The 19,154-nt window shown below is 55.8% G+C and carries 16 protein-coding genes and 1 tRNA gene; 8 read left to right on the top strand and 9 right to left on the bottom strand.

Going from position 1 to position 19,154, the window contains the following annotated elements:
- Positions 1–42: 42 nt before the first annotated feature.
- The 7 genes from MEFOE_RS12845 to MEFOE_RS12820 all read right to left on the bottom strand — a co-directional run bounded on the left by MEFOE_RS12845 (position 43) and on the right by MEFOE_RS12820 (position 8,600).
- The gene (locus MEFOE_RS12845; RefSeq protein WP_153015982.1) at positions 43–453 is read right to left on the bottom strand and encodes a hypothetical protein; all 411 of its coding nucleotides are present in this window, start codon (positions 451–453) and stop codon (positions 43–45) included.
- A 222-nt stretch (positions 454–675) separates the two neighbouring features.
- The gene (locus tag MEFOE_RS12840; protein WP_067052680.1) at positions 676–1,092 is read right to left on the bottom strand and encodes a hypothetical protein; all 417 of its coding nucleotides are present in this window, start codon (positions 1,090–1,092) and stop codon (positions 676–678) included.
- A 6-nt stretch (positions 1,093–1,098) separates the two neighbouring features.
- Positions 1,099–2,799, bottom strand: a complete 1,701-nt coding sequence (locus tag MEFOE_RS12835) for a PEGA domain-containing protein (protein ID WP_067052678.1) — start codon at positions 2,797–2,799, stop codon at positions 1,099–1,101.
- Positions 2,800–2,897: 98 nt separating this feature from the next.
- Entirely contained in the window at positions 2,898–3,365 is a 468-nt protein-coding gene (locus MEFOE_RS12830) for a hypothetical protein (protein ID WP_067052676.1), read from the bottom strand.
- 5 nt (positions 3,366–3,370) lie between these two features.
- Entirely contained in the window at positions 3,371–3,568 is a 198-nt protein-coding gene (locus MEFOE_RS13880) for a hypothetical protein (protein ID WP_153015981.1), read from the bottom strand.
- Positions 3,569–3,608: 40 nt separating this feature from the next.
- Complete coding sequence (locus tag MEFOE_RS12825; protein WP_153015980.1) at positions 3,609–4,064, bottom strand: hypothetical protein; 456 nt, start codon at positions 4,062–4,064, stop codon at positions 3,609–3,611.
- A 30-nt stretch (positions 4,065–4,094) separates the two neighbouring features.
- Complete coding sequence (locus tag MEFOE_RS12820; protein WP_153015979.1) at positions 4,095–8,600, bottom strand: PEGA domain-containing protein; 4,506 nt, start codon at positions 8,598–8,600, stop codon at positions 4,095–4,097.
- A gap of 219 nt (positions 8,601–8,819) precedes the next feature.
- Here MEFOE_RS12820 and MEFOE_RS12815 point away from each other — a divergent pair, with 219 nt between their 5' ends.
- A complete protein-coding gene (locus MEFOE_RS12815) occupies positions 8,820–9,614 on the top strand; it encodes a hypothetical protein (RefSeq protein ID WP_160329550.1) in 795 nt (264 codons plus the stop codon).
- A 282-nt stretch (positions 9,615–9,896) separates the two neighbouring features.
- On the opposite strand, the gene MEFOE_RS12810 is transcribed toward MEFOE_RS12815, so the two are convergent.
- Together MEFOE_RS12810 and serA are read right to left on the bottom strand one after the other, a co-directional pair.
- Positions 9,897–9,970: transfer RNA gene (locus MEFOE_RS12810), tRNA-Val, on the bottom strand.
- 130 nt (positions 9,971–10,100) lie between these two features.
- On the bottom strand, positions 10,101–11,696 hold the full coding sequence (gene serA, locus MEFOE_RS12805; protein WP_083523473.1) for a phosphoglycerate dehydrogenase: 1,596 nt from the start codon (positions 11,694–11,696) through the stop codon (positions 10,101–10,103).
- A 182-nt stretch (positions 11,697–11,878) separates the two neighbouring features.
- On the opposite strand from serA, the gene ppsA reads away from it, so the two are divergent.
- Genes ppsA through MEFOE_RS12770 form a run of 7 tightly spaced genes read left to right on the top strand, consistent with a single transcriptional unit; the run spans position 11,879 to position 19,023 of the window.
- Positions 11,879–14,173 (top strand): phosphoenolpyruvate synthase, encoded by a 2,295-nt coding sequence (gene ppsA, locus MEFOE_RS12800; protein WP_067052668.1) that lies wholly within the window; start codon positions 11,879–11,881, stop codon positions 14,171–14,173.
- Positions 14,166–15,263: a tyrosine decarboxylase MfnA gene (mfnA, locus tag MEFOE_RS12795; RefSeq protein ID WP_067052666.1), complete on the top strand. Its 1,098-nt coding sequence runs from the start codon at positions 14,166–14,168 to the stop codon at positions 15,261–15,263. Before ppsA ends, mfnA begins: the two co-directional genes overlap by 8 nt.
- The gene (gene hpt, locus MEFOE_RS12790) at positions 15,256–15,807 is read left to right on the top strand and encodes a hypoxanthine/guanine phosphoribosyltransferase (RefSeq protein ID WP_067052664.1); all 552 of its coding nucleotides are present in this window, start codon (positions 15,256–15,258) and stop codon (positions 15,805–15,807) included. Before mfnA ends, hpt begins: the two co-directional genes overlap by 8 nt.
- A complete protein-coding gene (dph2, locus tag MEFOE_RS12785; protein ID WP_083523472.1) occupies positions 15,776–16,738 on the top strand; it encodes a diphthamide biosynthesis enzyme Dph2 in 963 nt (320 codons plus the stop codon). Before hpt ends, dph2 begins: the two co-directional genes overlap by 32 nt.
- Positions 16,739–16,776: 38 nt before the next feature.
- Positions 16,777–17,256: a hypothetical protein gene (locus MEFOE_RS12780; protein ID WP_067052660.1), complete on the top strand. Its 480-nt coding sequence runs from the start codon at positions 16,777–16,779 to the stop codon at positions 17,254–17,256.
- The gene (locus MEFOE_RS12775) at positions 17,253–17,840 is read left to right on the top strand and encodes an METTL5 family protein (protein WP_328585455.1); all 588 of its coding nucleotides are present in this window, start codon (positions 17,253–17,255) and stop codon (positions 17,838–17,840) included. Before MEFOE_RS12780 ends, MEFOE_RS12775 begins: the two co-directional genes overlap by 4 nt.
- Position 17,841: 1 nt before the next feature.
- Complete coding sequence (locus MEFOE_RS12770; RefSeq protein ID WP_067052655.1) at positions 17,842–19,023, top strand: MFS transporter; 1,182 nt, start codon at positions 17,842–17,844, stop codon at positions 19,021–19,023.
- The last annotated feature ends 131 nt before the right edge of the window (positions 19,024–19,154 follow it).

The raw sequence follows: 19,154 nt of genomic DNA, 5'->3' as shown, positions 1-19,154 counted from the left end.
ATAAGCCCGATATACTCTCACCGGGTAAAGGAACAGGAGCCCTCAGATAATTATCACAATTGACCCTTCAACCTTGATCGTCTTTTCGCAGAGATCAATCAGTTGATGAAGGCTCAATATTACTCCATTCCAGCGATCTTTGGGAGTTGTAGCGAGTCTATCCATCTCTCGCCTCTGTCGTTGCTCTTCCGTTTCGGTCAGCAAGCTAATGCCCTTTCGATCCAGTTCCTCAACCAGGTCCAGCAGTTCTCGATAAAAATGAAAGATTTTCTGAACATCATCCTGTTGAATCACCCATTCTTCTTCTAACCCAGAATATTCAGTGATCCTCTCATACTCATCCATATCGAGTCCCGCAATCTTCCCTACACGACTAATGTCACCAAATGAACCATAACTCATCATGGTAACGTACTCACGAGTACCATTCGGCTTCTGGATTTCAAAGTCCATTCCCATGATATCTCATCCTGTGATTGTTCTGTAAAGTTCATGCAGTTCGCGATTCGTGTAATCGATGACGTGATCGAACCCATTGCCGTCTTTTGGACCTACGGTAACTGTATCCAGTTCAACAACTCTAAACTGTGCGGGTGTAAGGTCAGGTTTATCTGTGGAAATAAACCGATACCGTTCATTGATGAAAGTCACGTTTTAGATGGAATAATAAAGCATTCAAATAATCATGATAATTGATCCTCCAACCTTGATCGCCTTCTCGCAGAGATCGATCAGTTCACGAAGGCTCGACATTACCTTTTTCCAGCGATCTTGAGGAGTTGTGCGCATCCCTGCCAATTCTCGTTTCCGTCGTTGTTCTTCGGTTTCGGTCAGCAAGCTAACACCCTTTCGGTCCAGTTCTTCAATCAGGTCCAGCAGATTTTGGTAAAAGAGGAAAATTTTCCGAACATCCTCCAGTTGAATTACCCATTCGTCCTCTAATCCTGAATAGTCCGTAATCCGATCATATTCATCTAGATCGACTCCTGCTGCCTTTCCGACACGGATAATGTCACTAAACGAGCCATAACTCATCATCGTGACGTACTTGCGCGTGCCGTCCGGCTTCTGAATTTCAAAACTCATTCCCATGATTTTTCATCCCCTGATTGTTTTGTAAATCTCATGCAGTTCGCGATTCGTGTAATCGACGACGTGATCGAACTCACTGCTATCCTTTGGCCCTACGGTGATGGTATCCAGTTCAACAAACCTGAACTTTGCGGGTGTAAGGTCAGGTTTGTTCGTAGTATAAAACCTGAACCGGTCGTCAATAACACGAATGTTATCGTTGATTTGACGCTTTGCATCCTTGGCTGCTGCTACCGTTCGACCCATTTTTGTCTGTACAATCGCTACGACATGATCCTCCCTCACGACAACAGTGTCGATTTCACCGAGTTTTCTGCCGTATACATTTTTCAACTCCACATCGGAGTAAAAAGAATACGCAGACGACGGATACAGTGTTTTCAATATAGTCTCCTCAGCGATAATCTCCGCAACATCTCCATCTCTATCAGGCACCCGCGAAGATCCCCGAACAATCTCCAGTGCATCGGCATGCCGCGCCAGATGAATTCCATCGATCTTACCGACTTCGAGTATCCGCGCCATCGGGACATTGAGACCTCGCAACGCCGTTGCACCGCCTTCAAAGCAGTGATCCAGTACAAACAACTGGAGAGACTCGCTCGGAATCCTCTGAACAACATCCTGTTTTAGGAGATATCGTCCCAGATCCGCAGCCCTACCAGGATATTTGGTGACAACCTTTCTCAGGGCATTTGCCGATCGTTCGCCATCTCCTGCAAGGGGGACGATACCGAGCGCGTTTAAACCCGCTCCTACGGTGTCACCTTGATACAACGCCTCAAGAGTATCTCGGAGATCACCTACTGCAAAATAGCCCGATGCCATCCATCCTATGAAATAAGCAGGAGAAGATGCGACATCATCTCCTACTATCCAATTCATCGATCCACCGGTGATGCCAGTTTCTCCAAAAACTGAACCCAAAGTTGCGTTTCTTTTTTCAATTAACTTATTCAGAGGAACAGAGATGTAGACCGGTGTTAAAGGAGCATCATCTACACCATCAATAATGGAATCAAAATCTGTATCTCTATTTAGTGGATCTGTCCCTAAATAATCCTCATCCCAGTCATCCAACCCGTCCCCATCGGTATCCGCCTTCGTCGGGTCGCTGCGCTGCTTGTGGTAGGTCTTGCCGTCGATGATAATTGAGGGGCCAGCCTCGTAGCCGTCGGAAAGCCCGTCGCCGTCGGTGTCGAGGAGGTCGGGATCGGTTGTGTGGCGGTTGCCGAAGCCGTCGAGGAACCCGTTCGTCTCGTCGTGGTCGAGCAGCCCGTCCCCTTCCAGGTCGTCGTTGTTCAGGGTTGCGGTGAGGGAGGTCGTCCGGTCCTTTTCGATCGTCACGGTGGCGGTGAAGGGAGCGTAGCCGTCCTTGAGGACCTTGACCTGCCGGCTGCCGACCCTGACATTCGAGAGAGTAAGACTGCCCGTGGTCTCTGAGGTGGTCCCGTACTCGGCGCCGTCGATGAAGACCCGTGCGCCGGGCGGCGACGACGTCACCTGGAGGGTGCCCGTCTCGGCGGTGAGGTCGAACGAGACCTCGGTCGTCTGACCCTCGGAGACCTGCACCGTCCTGGAGGCCGGACGATACCCGTTCTTTGTGACCTCGACGGTGTGGCTGCCGGCCAGGAGATCGGGGATCTCCGCATTCGTCCAGCCGCTGAAAATGCCGTCAACAGAGATGCTGGCCCGACGGTGTTCCACTCCTCCCCATCGAGGAGCCCATCACCCCTGGCATTTTAGTTTTCAGCTGAGCGCCGTAATAACGTACGAAAAAGGATGAAAATTTTTATTCTCTGGATCTAACTTTCTATAAGATATCCTGCATTCTGGAGACGTTTTTTGGTAGTCTGATAGTCTTCGATGAGTGTTGATATCGGAATCATAACATACGTTTCTTCTTTATCTGCCTGCATTTGCTGGATTAGGTCTAGAGTGACCTCCTGCACCACTCGAAACCATTCTTCCAGAGGGGCTGTAAATTCTTTTCTGGGCTCAAACCACTCTGTAACCTCAGTCTCAAAGATTATGGTGACCATGTTCCCTTTGGGAACAAAAGTCAGGGTGTGAGGATCGTCAAGGAGATCGATTTTGCAGGTCTCTCCTCGAAGGAGTTTTGGAACGCACTCCTGGTGGATCGCCGCAATTAGATAGTCACAGAAATCCATGATTCGATCAATTCCACTTTTTCTCCGTGTGAGAGATACAGCACCATACGAGAGATGGAAACGCCCCTCCTTAATCCAAAAATTAATCTTTTCTGACTCCATGGAAATCACACCGATGGCAATTTATTCACCATATATGCCGATATGATCTTCCCCTCAGGGTTCGTTACAACCCTGATGTACTTGCCGTTTGGCGGAACCATATCGTGGTAGTGTAGAAGGTTGCTATTCTTCATACTTATTTCAGACACGCACGGGTTTCGAAGAGTTTCAAATATGAGATTTTTCACGTCTGTTTCAGTCATCGAACTCGGGAACAATTTGGACTAGATCTCACTGAGCCAATTATTCATCATATACAGCAAATAAATCTAGTCGACCTGGTTTGATACTCACATAATCGCCGTTATTATATTCCCCAAACAAAACTCTTTCATCCCAACAGAGATCCACTACAATAATATCCACACCAATATCAACAAAAATATCTTGTTCATTCTTGTTGATATCGATGATTTCGCCAAAAAAAGTGATTGGCTCCTTAGATGCACGCACTGTATCATCAGATGATTGATATTGAGATTCAACACCTTTTTTTGGGGCTGACAATTTTTCAACACGAGAAATAAACGCTCGTATTCCCAATGTTTTGACCTTACCGACCATCTTGTCTGTACTTATCATATCTGGATCGAATAAGTATAGTATCGAACCATTTGAGAGTTCAATAAAGACGATCTGATCATATACTCTGTCTTCATCAAACGTTACCGGATCGTTTCTTAGGATCTTTCCTTTCACTTTTGACTCTCCCATAAGTGACACCACCTTTTATAATATTTTCTGGATGCATTCTGGGAGTTCTACTATCTTTCGTGGATATGCCGTACGAAGATATCCATTACTCCCTATAATAATCTTGACTGCCATTTTGTCATTGATTTTTTTATAATATGCCACAGGATCATTTGGATCTAGTTTCCCTGTTGTAACACAGTCTATTATCAATTCTTTTATCTTGTTTTTGTCCTTATATTCTGAGCCAAATGCTAATTCATACTGATTCCCTGATGGGTTATCAATGTGATTATTCACGATATGAGCCCAACCACTGCCTCCTTTATCATAAACCCATTCTGCTGCATCCTTCGCCGTACCTAATTTCCCTTCCTCCAGCCAGACGACTGTTCCATCTCCCCGCTTGATGACCGCCAGCGTCTTCACTAGGTTTCCGTTGCTTTTTACGACTACCTTCAGTTCGTCCTCGGTGATTCCGTCTTTCAGCAGCCGATCGATCGCCTCGTCGCCGTGGGCCTTTCGCAGAGCGTTGATCGTCTCCGCGGCCTCGTCCGCATGCGGTGCGAAGCCGACCATCAGCACCATCGCGGGCTTCAAGAGCTCCGGATGCTTCCCCACAAACTTCCCGACGACGACCGCGACCTTCGCCGCATCACCGTAAGCAGGGATCAGTGCGGCGAGGTTGAGGCCGGTGCCGACGAGGTCTCCCCGCGAGATCGTCGTTGCGATGTCCCTGACATCGCCGAGGACGATGACCCCGCTTGCGATCCACCCGCCCAGGTAGTAGATGTTGTCGTGATCGTCGGCACCCCACTCCCCGAGGACTGCGCCGAGGAGGAACTCGCGGCCCATCTCCAGAGGACCGTAGCGCTCCTCGTAGACGAGGGGATCGTAGTCGGGATCGTTGTACTCTTCATAATCGGAATGGCCGTCTTCGTCGGTGTCGGCAGACATGAGGTCGGTGCCGATCTCCCACTCCAGCGAATCGGAGAGACCGTCGCCGTCGGTGTCCGCACAGAGCGGATCGCTCTCGATCGCATCCTCCAGGTAGTCGTCGAGTCCGTCCCCATCGGTATCCGCCTTCGTCGGATCGCTCCTCTGCTTGCGGAAGGTCTTGCCGTTCTCGGTGACCGGCTCTCCGGCCTCGTAGCCGTCGGAGAGGCCGTCGCCGTCGGTGTCGAGGAGGTCGGGATCGGTGGTGTGGTGGTTGCCGAAGCCGTCGATGAAGCCGTTTGTCTCGTCGTGGTCGAGCAGGCCGTCCCCTTCCAGGTCGTCGTTGTTCAGGGTCGCGGAAAGGGTGGTCGTCTGGTCCTTCTCGATCGTCACGGTGGCGGTGAACGGGGCATAGCCGTCCTTGAGGACTTTCACCTGCCGGGTGCCGACCCTGACATTCGAGAGAGTGAGGCTGCCCGTGGTCTCCGAGGTGGTCCCGTACTCGGCGCCGTCGATGAAGACCCTGGCGCCGGGCGGCGACGACGTCACCAGGAGGGTGCCCGTCTCGGCGGTCAGATCGAATGCGACGTTGGTCGTCTGGCCGCTGGAGACATGCACCGTCCGGGAGGCCGGACGATACCCGTCCTTCGTGACCTCGACAGTGTGACTGCCGGCCAGGAGATCGGGGATCTCCGCATTCGTCCAGCCGCTGAAGATGCCATCAACAGAGATGCTGGCCATACTCGGGGTTGACGTTACACGAATACCTCCCGTGGGTGCTGATTCTTTGTTGATTACTACATAGTTGATCTTTGACTCGCCGAGGGTCACCTTTATGAGACCTTCATGGGTCTTATACCCATGATCTTCGACCGTGTATCCATAGACCCCGTTGGCGTTCAGGAAGAAGTCGTTTGTATACCCGCTTGAGTCTGTACGCTTGACCTCATTGTTGCAGCAGACCACTGCCGCTTCAACCCCTTCGTTCGTCTGCGAGTCGCGGACAAAGAACCGTACGCTGGCTGTATCCGGTGCTGCCGGTTCCTGCACCGACCAGGCACTGACATCATCGATGAGGAACTGAACGTCAGAATATCCGTTACTGCTTGACACTCCGAAGCCATACCACAGATACCCCGTGAACGAGATGGTGTGCATCCCGGTGTACCCGCTGACATCGATCGACTGAGAATACCACTGCCCTATCTGACCTGATTTGGGATATGCGGTGTAATACGGAAAGACGAATTTCTCGTCGTCATCGATCTGGAACTTCAATCTCGCCTCTGTAAGGCCATTCCCCTTCTCGAAAAGCAGACAGTTGTATTTGAACGTAAGAGTATCGACACCTGTCAGGTCGACATTGGCATGCATCACCCTATAGTTATAATAATCCTGTACTCGACCGTTGTTCCACAAACGTATACCCAAACAGTGGGGTGGCGAGGCGCAATCCGCATCATTGGTGTCGATTTCATGGCCGCGATCTCCCCTGTCGTCGTACGCCCTGCTGCCCGGAGACCATCCGGCCATACCCTTGAAGAAATCGCCATTTGAAACGGCCTGATACCGCACCTCATCTGGGGAGAGGGTCATGGGCTCTTCAGAGCCGACGCACTCCGTGCTTTCGAAGTCTCCTGTTTCAAACAGGATCTCGGTTTCGTTCCATGCGATTGTTTTGTTAGATAGAATGACGCCATAATCAATACCTTCGACAAGTTCGACTTCCTGAAGCGTCTTAATTGGATGCCGCTCATCGACAGCCGGGAAATAATGGTCTTCGTCGAGATATTCCTCTTCGGAGAGAGTGTCTCCAGACCCGCTCAGGCCTGCTGTCCGGGCTGCATGCGATTCAACCCCGGGATCTTTAAAGAGGGCGTCCCATCTCAGTGAATGCAAGACGGCATATTTCGAGGAATTTGTTGCATTGCAGGAGACAACCGTATTCGATGCATCGACGACCGACTGAACCGGCACGAATGTCCCGATCTCGGAATCAAACCGATATATCGAGAGATTGTCGGAGGTATCCACATGTGTAGGGTTGTATGTGATCTTCAACTCGCCGGAACGTACGTTCTGGCCGAACGCGATATCATAGACCTTGCTGACGAGGATCTCGTTGCTGATCAGATGGGTGTAATTCACCTCAGAAACCGTGACATTTCCGATCGCGTATCCTTTGCCAAAAACAGTCAGATCAAGCGTGTTCTCTATAAATGAACCCTGAGCATTGTAGTTCTCATCGCCGTCCAGGATCCCGTTGCCGTTCGAGTCGGCGTTCCGCGGGTTGGTTCCGAGTTTCAATTCGCAGTCGTCGCTGAGCCCGTCGTCGTCTGAATCGGCAGAGAGCGGGTCGGTTCCGCTTTCGATCTCTTCCGCATCTGAAAGACCGTCGTCGTCTGAATCGGCTTTGAGTGGATCGGTCCCGTAGGTCTGTTCCTGAAGGTTCGAGAGGCCGTCGCCATCGGGGTCGTCGGTCGTGCCGCTGCTGACGCGGAACGAACCTGCCGCAGAGCCCGACATCAACAATGAGGGAGCAGGCTGCGAGGAGCCGCCGGGGATGATACCCAGTTTCGTCAGTTCGAACTCATCGGTAAGGCCGTTCCCATCGGTATCTGCATTAAACGGATCCGCACCGACTTTCACTTTCGCAAAGACCGGCAGGTTGCCATCCAGGAGTTCATAGCCGTCGGCGATCCCATTTTCTGCCTCGATCTCTTCGGTTCTGCTACAATCTGAATCGGGATTCAGGGGGTCGAAGCCGAGTTCTCTCTCATCTTCGTCCCAGAGATGGTCGCCGTCGAGCAGGATCTCTTTAGAATAGACAATACCATTCTCGGTAACGTAGATCGAGATGGTATTGACGTCTGCAAGGTCGAGTTCGGCACTGAAATTGGAACTGGATACGGGAGCAGTGAAATCGTTTCCATTATGGTGGATCTGAACCACATCAGCACCTGAATTTTCAAGATGACCCGCAAGAACAATTGTTTCATTTGCATAATTGTCTTCTCTTGGCGAAATTATCTCGATTCTCGGTTTGGACAGGATATCTTCGTCGATGACAGTCTCATTCTCGACAAACACCCATCCGCCTTTGCCCGGCGAGAGAAGCCGGGTTTCCACATAATTTCCGCTGTCAAATGAGAGCGAGGGGCACTCTGTGACCTGATTCGGGATCTCGGAGAGATCAAAGGTAACGGTCGGCCCATACCCCCCGATCATGTTCCAACCGGGTTTCAGATCTTTTGTTATGCCCACGATCTTCGAACCCTGGATCTCAATCGAGCGCGGATGATCGGTATAGACGAAATAACCGGTCAAAGGCTCGATTGTATCAACCGATACGAACTCTTTACCGTTCCAGAACAGGACGAGGTGTTCATCCCGTGTCTCAACCTCACCAAAGATGCCCTCGACAGAAGTGTTCGATGCCATGAGGGGAACTGAGACAAGGTTCCACCCGGCATTCAGGTGCAGAGTAAATGCATTGTTCTCAGAACTCCTCGGAGATGCCAAAACTGCCGCAAGGCACGGCTGCACCGTTGCAAGCACTATGGCGGTCACGAAAAAGATGCTCAAGAACGCTTGTTTTCGAATCAATGAAATTCCTCCATAGATAGTATCCACTATACCGAATTGATGTCCAATTAAAGCCGTTTAATTGGCTTAATAGTAATTCTGATATGTTTAAACCAATATAAATGTTATTATTAAACGATCTGCTCATAATCTATTTATTGTATAATTTGCAAGCATCTAATAATTGGAACCGGAGAAGATAAATTGAAATCAGAAAATCGGACGCATTTCTGGTGTGAGATGAAATATCTCGCATTGTTCATCTGTATGATCATGCTGCCCGCAGCAGCCTCCGCAGCATGGAATGTTGGAATCACAGCAGAAAACCAGTTGGAACCGATATACTTCGGGTATTATGAAAACGGCGTCGATAATGGGACTGGAAGTAACGACACCTACGCTGCCGCACCACGCATTGACAAAACAGTGATGCATCTTGATGATCTGTACTCCCATAAGGTGAAAAACCAGGATCTGAGATGGAATCTATCGATCGCTGTTCCAGACGAGAATGGGGCGGAGATAACATGGGACACCGCGTCGGTACCCTCATCGGTCGGTTCTCTGACCCTCTCCATAAACAATAGTATCATCGATATGCAGAGGGTTTCGGCATATCGACTGTCAAAAGGATGGTACCCCGGCACCATCTGTGTTGGAGGTACACGTTGGCTTGACAATATTGTCAACTATAGTCTTGGTGGCGATGGATCAGCAGAATCACTGCAGAATATGCTCGGCAATGTCTCCGACACACACACCGTAATCGGAGGATATGGCTATGTCGAGGCATCGTGGGATTCGATAGATCTTAACAACGTCTCGAAGGTTACTGTTTATGAACGAACTACACTATGGTATCAGGTCTCTCTCAATCCAAATGATTACATATATCCAAAAGAGTATTCCTGGCCAGCAAGGTACATCGATAGATACGCGATATCATTTAAATACCCAAACATCATCCGTATCCGGGTGACTAATGATGGAAATGGTTATGGTAACATATGCCGTGTAGGAGCAGAAATGAAATAATCACATCTTAATTTGTAGAATTTTTCCATTTTTGAACGTTTTCAGTTCTGATCACCACAGATCGAGAACTTTCCAAATTTGATCAAATAGAAATCATTATTTGTCGTTTTAAATCCTTATCCCGTACTATATGTCCGGGCTATTTGCCTTTCATCTGAACAAGTAATATCATATCACCTTGAAATGGAGAGTACGCATCTGGTATCAATGGTGATCGTACATGAAGATTTTATTCCAAATCAGAATCGTGGTCGATCCGTTCCGACCTTGTGAAAAGAAGTATGGGCCCGCTGAGATTCGAACTCAGGACCTCCGCCATGTCAAGGCGACGTCATAGCCAGCTAGACCACGAGCCCTTGTGCGCCGGATAATCCGACTCTCTATAGATTGAATGTGGTTTGATATAAACTTTGTTGAAGCCGGTATAGTCTGGAAAGGTGAAGAGCGGGGACGAACCGCCCCCGCGCATGCACCTCCCGGTCACTTTCAGAGCTTTGCAAACTTTGCGGAGAAGATCCCGACCTTGGCGCGCATCTCGTCCATGACCGCCGCCGGGACATCGGAGTCGACGTTGAGGACCATGATCGCCTCTTCGCCCGGCTTCTTCCTGCCCACCTGCATACCGGCGATGTTGATCTCTGCAGCGCCCAGGATCGTCGAAGCCCTGCCGATCACGCCTGGCTTGTCGAGGTGGCGAGAGATAATGACCGAGCCCTCGGGGACCATGTCCATCGTGTAGCCGCCGATGGAGGTGATCCTGATCCTGTCCTTCGAGAAGACCGAACCCGAGACCGTCTCTTCGCCCACATCTGTCTTCACCGTCAGGGTGATCAGGTTCTTGAATCCCGAGGACGCCTCGGTCTTCGTCTCCGCCACCTTGATGCCCCGCTCCTTCGTCACGTATTCGGCGTTGACGAAGTTCACAGGCTCGCGGAGGACCGGGTCCAGAATCCCCTTGAGGACGGCGCGGGTGATGTACCTGGTGAAGCGGTTCCCGGCGAGGTCGCCACCGTACGTGATGTTGATCTCCCCGATCCTGCCCTCGACGAGCTGGGTGGCGAGCTTGCCCATCCTCTCCCCGAGGTAGGCGAAGGGCTCCATCAGGTCCTGCTGGTCTGGCGGAACCATCGGCACATTCACCGCGTACTTTGCAGGCTCGCCGGCAAAGACGGCAAGGCACTGCTTCGCGACCGAGACCGCCACATTCTTCTGCGCCTCGACCGTGCTTGCCCCGAGGTGCGGGGTGACGATCACGCTGTCGAGGGTGAGGAGAGGCGACTCGAAGGGAGGTTCGCTCTCGAAGACATCGAGGGCAGCGCCGGCGATCTTCCCGGATACAAGCCCGTCGTACATCGCTTTCTCATCGATGATGCCGCCGCGGGCGCAGTTGATCAACCTGACGCCGTCCTTCATCGTGGCGATGCGCTCGGCATTGATCAGGTGCTTCGTCTCGGGCGTCAGGGGCGTGTGCACCGTGATGAAGTCCGCGACCTTCACCAGGTCGTCGATACCCATCAACTCGACGCCCATCTGCGCCGCGTTCTCCTTCGTGATGAAGGGGTCGTAGCCGACGACCTTCATGTCCATCGCGATGACGCGCTTTGCGATCTCACGGCCGATCCGACCGAGACCGACGATGCCGAGAGTCTTCTCGTTCACCTCGACTCCCATGAACTTCGAGCGCTTCCACTCCTTCTTTTTCAGGGATGCGGTTGCCTGCGGGATGTTGCGTGCAAGGGAGAGCATCATCGCAATCGTGTGCTCGGTCGCCGCGAGGGTGTTGCCCATCGGAGCGTTCGCAACCGGGATGCCGCGGCGCGTCGCTGCTTCGGTATCGATATTGTCGACGCCGGCCCCTGCGCGCCCGATGTACTTCAGGTTTGTCCCGGCCTCGATCACTGCTGCCGTGACCTCGGTTCCGCTCCGCACGAGAATTGCATCGTAGTCTTTGATCGCCTCGATCAACTGCTCTTCGGTCAGGTTCGTGCGGACATCGACGTCGCACGTCTCCTTTAATATTTCAATGCCTTCTTCAGCCAGCGGGTCGCTGACAAGGACTCTGAATTTCAATGTAAACCCCATTATGTATGATGCCCTGATGGTATTCATGTCTTTTTCTCTCAGGGATGGGGATGCCCGGGGGCTATCGTTGGAAAGAGGTCGGGTCTCATTTTTTCACATCTCCTGCCCCGCGCAGGTGGCGAAAAGTGAGGGGAGGGAGAATCTATATGATTCGTCAGACCCACCATATATGTGGTGCGATAATGACCGAAATGCCCAACATTTTGTGGCTCTCAGAGATATCAAAGGACGATATCCCGTTCGTCGGGGGAAAGGGTGCATCCCTCGGTGAAATGACCTCTGTCGGGCTGCCCGTCCCCGATGCATTTGTGGTAACGGCCCAGGCATTCAGAAAGTTTCTCATTGACACCGGGCTTGAAGACTCCCTTTTTGACCTGCTTGTTGACCTCGATGTTGAAAACAGCGACGAACTCGAGGAAGTCTCGCAGAACGTCAAGGCGATGGTCATCGGTGCGAAGATGCCCGAAGACATCAGGGAAGAGATCCTTGTAGCCTATGATAAGATGGGTGACGGTGAGATGGTTGTCGCCGTCAGGTCCAGTGCTACTGCAGAGGACCTGCCTGATGCAAGTTTCGCCGGTCAGCAGGAGACATACCTGAACATCAAGGGAGAGGTTGCGGTCATCGAGGCGGTTCAGCAGTGCTGGGCCTCCCTGTACGGTGCCCGCGCCATCTACTACCGCGCAAAGCAGGGCTTCGACGACAGGACCGTCAACATCGCCGTCGTCGTCCAGCAACTTGTCAGGTCGGAGAAGGCGGGCGTCATGTTCTCGTCGCACCCTGTCACCGGCGAACCCCTCACCATCATCGAAGGATCATGGGGTCTTGGCGAGGCCGTGGTCTCGGGGAGTGTCTCTCCGGACAAATATGTCTATGACAGGCGTCTGAAGCGGATCGTGGACCGGCTCATCTCGAACAAGGAATATATGATCGTCCCGACAGGGGACCACGGGACCGAACTGGTGACCATCCCGAAGGACCGCCAGGACATGCCCGTCCTCTCCGGCGCCGAGGTAGAGGCTCTTGCTGAATACGCCCGGATCTCCGAGGAACACTACGGCGTCCCGGAGGATCTCGAGTGGGGGATCGTCGGGGACACTATCTATATCCTCCAGTCCCGTCCGATCACCACCATCAAGGCCGATGAAAAGAAGGCCGCAGCAGAAACCGGCGATCTTGGCAAGGTCCTCCTTGAGGGGAACGGCGCCTCGCCGGGTGTCGCCAGTGGCCGTGTGATCATCGTCCACGATGTCAAGGACCTCGGCAAGGTCAGGGAAGGCGACATCCTTGTTGCCAAGATGACAAACCCCGACATGGTCCCGGCGATGCGCAAGGTCGGCGGCATCGTCACCGATGAGGGCGGGATGACCTGCCACGCGGCGATCGTCTCCAGAGAACTCGGCACCCCTGCGGTCGTCGGGACGAAGAAGGCTACAAAGACCCTGAAAGATGGGCAGATGATCACCCTCGACGGTGAGAAGGGCCTTGTCTTTGAAGGCGCTATCGCAACTGCTCCGGCAACCCCGACAGTCCCCGCCGCCCCCACAGCGGTCGCCGCCCTCCTGGCACAGGCTCAGGTCATCACCGCGACGAGCATCAAGGTTAACGTCTCCCTCCCCGAAGCCGCAGCGCGGGCCGCTGCCACCGGCGCCGATGGCGTCGGGCTCCTCAGGATCGAGCACCTCATCCTCGGCCTGAACAAGACCCCGGGCTGGTTCATCTCCCAGGGCAAGGAAGAGGAGTTCATCAACGAGCTCTACAAAGGTATCAAGGTCGTCCTCGACGCCTTCCCGGGCAAACCTGTCTGGGTCCGAACCCTCGACGCCCCCACCGACGAGTTCCGCAACATGCTCGGCGGCGAGGAAGAACCTGACGAGCACAACCCGATGCTCGGTTGGCGCGGTCTCCGCCGCGACCTCCAGAGCCCGGCACAGTTCAGGATGCAGATCGAGGCCTTCAAGCGGCTCTGGGACGCGGGCTACGACAACCTCGGCCTGATGTTCCCCCTCGTCTCCCACCCGGACCAGTTTGTCCGGGCAAAGGATCTCATTGCCTCCTGGGGCGTGAAGGTGGACGAGATCGCTCTCGGCATCATGATCGAGATCCCGGCCTGCGCGATCCTCATCGAGGACTTCTGCAAGGCCGGCGTTTCCTTCGCCTCCTTCGGCACGAACGACCTGATCCAGTACACCATCGCCATCGACCGGAACAACGAACTCGTTGCCCCGATGTACAACCCCCGGCACCCGGCCGTTCTCAAATTGATCAAGGATGCCATCGCCGTCTGCCGGCAGTACGATGTCGAGTGCTCAATCTGCGGCCAGGCCGGTTCTGAACCCGCAATGGTCCAGTGGCTCATCGAGAATGGTATCACGAGCGTTTCGGCAAATATCGACGCTGTCCCGAAGATCCGCGAGACTGCAGCGCGGACCGAGAAGCGGATGATCCTCGACTCTGTGAGACTCAAGAATGCATGAAACAGGCATATCAGAGGAAGAACTCTTTTCCTTCCTCTCTTTGAAGAAGAGAGAGGATTCCAATTATCACCATGTACTCAGCTCGATGTGCACGGTCCCCCATCCGGTTGCGGTGCGTGCACACCAGATGTTCATTGAGGCAAACCTTGGTGACCCGGGCTTATTCAAGGGGACGGCGTCTATCGAGGAACTCCTGGTGGAGCGTATCGGCGCCCTCTTCCACCACGCCGGTGCCGGAGGCTATGCGACCTCCGGGGGGACCGAGTCAAACCTCCAGGCTCTCAGGATCTACGCGAAGATGAAGGAGTCGCGCCGCCCGAATGTGATCGTCCCTGAGTCGGCGCATTTCTCCTTTGAGAAGGCCTGCGACATCCTCCACCTCGAGATGCGGACCGTGCCCTGCGACGAGACCTTCAGGATGGACACCGGGGCCATGCAGGAGCGTATCGACGGGAACACCTGTTGCATCGTCGGGATCGCCGGGACGACCGAGTACGGCGTCGTCGATCCTATCCGGGAGGTCGCGGGCATCGCCCATGACGGGGGCGTTCCCCTCCATGTGGACGCCGCTTTCGGCGGCCTTGTCATCCCCTTCCTGAAGAAACCCATGCCCTTCGACTTTGCCCTTCCCGGCGTAGCAAGCATCGCCGTCGACCCCCACAAGATGGGGATGAGCACGATCCCGTGCGGCTGCCTTGTTGTCAGGGACCCTGCATGGTTCAACCTCCTCAACGTGGAGACTCCCTATCTCACCGTGAAGCAGGAGTGCACCCTTGCCGGGACGCGTTCTGGCGGTGCGGTCGTCGGGGCCTTTGCCGTCCTCGAGTATCTCGGGATGAGCGGCATGAAGGCGGTCGTCGAGGGGTGCATGAAGAATACTGTGCGGCTCATCGAGGGGATGGAGACCCTCGGATACCGGCGTGCCGTCACTCCGGACCTGAATGTGGCGACCTTCGAGGCCGGCGCGGTTCCACCGGGTTGGCGTGTCTCATGGACCCGGCGCGGGCACATGCGCACGGTCATGATGCCCCATGTCCACAGGGACGTGATCGAAGAATTTCTCAGAGATGTAGGTGAAATGAATGCTTGAAAGGCTGAAATCATCGCTTGAGTCCTGCCCCATCGTTCGGCGGGGAGACTACAACTACTTCATCCACCCGATCACGGACGGCGTGCCTCTCCTCGACCCCTGCCTCCTCCGCGAGGTGGCGTGTGCGATGGTCAGCGTCATGGACCTCCGCGACGTCGACAAGATCGTCACCGCCGAGGCGATGGGCATCCACATCGGGACCGCCCTCTCCCTGGTGACCGATATACCCCTGAACATCATCAGGAAGCGTCAGTACAGCCTCCCGGGCGAGGTTGCCGTCCACCAGTCGACCGGCTACTCGAGCGGGCAACTCTACCTGAACGGGATCGAGAAGGGCGACCGCGTCGTCATCATCGACGACGTGATCTCCACGGGCGGCACGCTCAAGGCGGTCATTGCCGCCCTGGAGAGTGCCGGTGCGGAGATCGAGGATATCTGTGTCGTGATCCGCCGCGGGAACCCCTCTCTCGACCGCCCGTTCACCACGCTCGTCACCATCGACGTCGACGAACATGGGGTTCATGTCACCGATTCGTGCCGCTGATATTGCGGCGCGGGTGAAGGCAGAGGGCGCGCGGCGTGTCGTCCTCCAGCTCCCCGACGGGCTGAAACGCCATGCCGCGCCCCTGGCGCGGGCCCTCGCAGCCGAAGGTATAGAGGTGACGGCGGTGGCCGGCGACCCCTGCTATGGTGCGTGCGACCTTGCCCTTGACGCCGTCGCCCTGACAGGTGCCGACCTCCTCGTCCATATCGGCCACGCCCCTGTGGAGGAGCGGCCGGGCGTCGTCTACGAGTATCTCCCCTTCGACTTTGACCCTGCGGTCGTCTCGGCCGCCCTCCCCCTCCTCTCCGGGACGGAGGTGGGCCTCGTCACGACGGTCCAGCACGTCCACCTCCTGCCGGACATCGCCGCCGCCCTCGCCGCGCACGGCATCGCGGCCGAGGTCGCACCCGGCGGCGGGCGCACCCCCCTGCCCGGCCAGGTGCTCGGCTGTAGTTATGCGAATGCCCGCGCCCTTGCGGCCCCTGAGATCCTCTTTGTGGGGACAGGGGTCTTCCATGCGATCGGCGTCCAGATGGCGACAGGGAAGAGGGTCGTCGCCCTCGACCCCTATACCAGAGAGACGCAGGAGGTCTCCGCCGACCGTCTTCTCCGGCGGCGCTTCGCCCTCATCGAGAAGGCGCGGTCCGCGGAGAGCATCGGCATCCTTCTCTCGACAAAGAGCGGACAGGCACGGCCCGCGCTCGCCGCCCGCCTCGCTGCCCTCTCGGAGAAGGCGGTCGTGATCACGATGCGCGAGGTCTCGGCCGCGGAGATGACCAACTTCGGGTGCGGTGCCTATGTGAACACCGCCTGCCCCCGCCTCGCGTATGATGATCAGGTCCGCTTCCCTGTCCCCCTCCTCACCCCCCAGGAGTTTGAGATCCTGGTCGCCGTGCGTGAATGGGATGACTACGTCATCGACGAGATCTGAAGAGGAAGATATTTCGATCACCGGGGAGAGGGTCTATCATGCGCCCGCTCCTCAGGTACGCCCTCCTCTTTCTCGTTGCCTTCACTCTCTTCTCTACCCTCTTCTTCCTCCCAATGGTCGCAGGGACGCCGGAGCATGTGATCGCCGCTCCCTGCTCCCCTCCGTCCGTGAGTTCCTCCGTCGTCATCCACCTCACCGAAGAGGACTTCGCCGCCCACCCCGCCCTGTACGACCTTATCGTCGAGGGGAAGAAGGTGCGGCGTCCCACCCCTCTCTTCTTCCTCCCGCCGCCCGGAGACGACTGGAGTGCAATCGTCCTCAACAGAGATGAGGACCTGGCTCTCTCGTGGGACTATATGCAGGCGCGCTCGGTGAACGGCACTGTGGTCTCTGCGGTTATCGAGTACAATGGACTTATTACCGTCTGGCACCCTCCCAGGGCTGACCCCCTCCGGCACGTTCATCCCCCTCTCTTTCCAAGTAGTATGCAGATATGCGCCTGCGGCACCTTGAGATGACACTCCAGAAACTCTCCGGATTTCCCGCGCCAAAGCCGGCGCTTGAACAGTACGCCACGCCGGCGACTGTCGCCGCTCGCCTCCTCCACCATGCCGCGGGGGAGGATGCGGTCGAGGGGAAACGTGTCCTTGACCTCGGCTGCGGTACCGGGATGCTCGCCTGCGGCGCCTCCCTCATCGGGGCCGGAGAGGTCGTCGGGGTCGACGTCGACAGGGCGGCCCTGCGGACCGCGCAGGCAAATGCCGCCCTTGTTGGGGCGGAGGTCGACCTCGTCTGCGGGGAGATCGGCCTCGCCTTCCCGATCCGGCCACAGACCTTCGACACCGTCGTCATGAACCCCCCTTTCGGCGCCCAGAAAAAACACGCCGACCGCCCCTTCATCGACTGCGCCCTTGCCTCGGCTGGCGTCGTCTACGGCATCTTCAACGCCGGGTCCCGCCCCTTTATCGAGAGTTATATCGCCGGCCGCGGCAGGATCACCGGCGCGGTTGGGGGCTCCTTCACCCTCCCGCGGACCTTCGCCTTCCACCGGCGCGACCGCCTCGATATCCCGGTCGAAATCCTGCGGATCGAGAGGTGTTGAGGTGCTCAAGGAACTGAAGTCGGTCCTCTCCCTCTCCTTCGGCCACCTCGTCATCGACATCTACTCGCCGGTCATCCCGGCCGTCCTCCCCCTCCTCATCGCCACGCACGGTTGGTCGTACTTCTTTGCCGGCCTCATCGTCGCCGCGTTCAACATCACCTCCTCTCTCCTCCAGCCTGCCATCGGCTACCTCTCTGATAGACGGGGATTTTCCGTTCCCTTTGCCGTTCCCTTCCTCATCGCCTCCCTCTGCATTGGAGCCTTCGGTCTTGTCGACGACTACGCCCTCCTCCTCATCTGCGCCGCCCTTGCCGCCTTCGGCGCCGCGACCTTCCACCCCCTCGCCCTCCTGGCAGTAAACAGGGCCAGCAGAACCGATAACCGCGGGAGGCTCACCTCCATCTTCGTTATCGGTGGCAACCTCGGCTTCGCCCTCGGCCCGGTCCTTGCCGGACTTGCGGTGAGCGCCCTCGGCCTCCCTGGCCTCCTTGTCCTCGCCGTCATCGGTGTCGTCACCGCCCTCCTCTCGCCGCTGATCTTCCCCCGCGAGAGTGTCGAAGCCGGACATACCGTCAGTCCCGCGGTGCGTGAGGCCCCAGCCTCCTACCGGCCGATTGCCCTGATCGTCGCCGTGGGGGCGCTGCGCTCCTGGGCGATCTTCTCGGCCATCGCCTACCTGCCGACCTACTTCCACGTCCACCTCGGCGTCGGCCTCCTCACCGCCAACACCCTCGTCTCCCTGATGCTCGTCGCTGGCGTTGTCGGGCAGTATGTCGGCGGTGTCCTCTCCGACACCTATGGGAGGAAGGAGTGGACCGTCTTCGGCCTTGCCGCCTCCATCCCCTTCTTCGTCCTCTTCCTCGCCACTTCGGGGTCGGTCTCCTACGTTGCCCTCCTCATCTTCGGCTTCTTCCTCTGGTCCACCTTCTCGGTCACGGTGGCGATGGCGCAGGAGGTGATGCCCGGCAATGTCGGGCTTGCCTCAGGATTGATGCTCGGCCTTGCCGTTGGGGCGGGCGGGATTGGCGTCGCCGTCTCCGGTGCGATAGCCGACGCCTCCTCCCTCGGGACCGCCCTTGCCACCCTCCCCCTCCCGGTCGTCGCGGCCCTCCTCCTCGTTTTCGCCGTCCCGTACCCCTGGAAAGCGCTGGCAGGGAGGAGGGTGGCGGGGGAGCGGGGATGAGGTGGCCCTTAATCCTCATTTCAGGTTGATGTCTCTCTCCCTTTCCTGAGAGGAGACGCGGATCCCCCGCCTTCCCCATACTGCCTGCCGGGGGTTTCACCCCCGGACCCCCCATTGCGATTGGCCCCAGG

The sequence above is a fragment of the Methanofollis ethanolicus genome, assembly GCF_001571385.1.
GTDB lineage: Archaea > Halobacteriota > Methanomicrobia > Methanomicrobiales > Methanofollaceae > Methanofollis > Methanofollis ethanolicus.
Note: the sequence above shows the minus strand (reverse complement) of the source record. Positions and strands in the feature narration are given on the sequence as shown.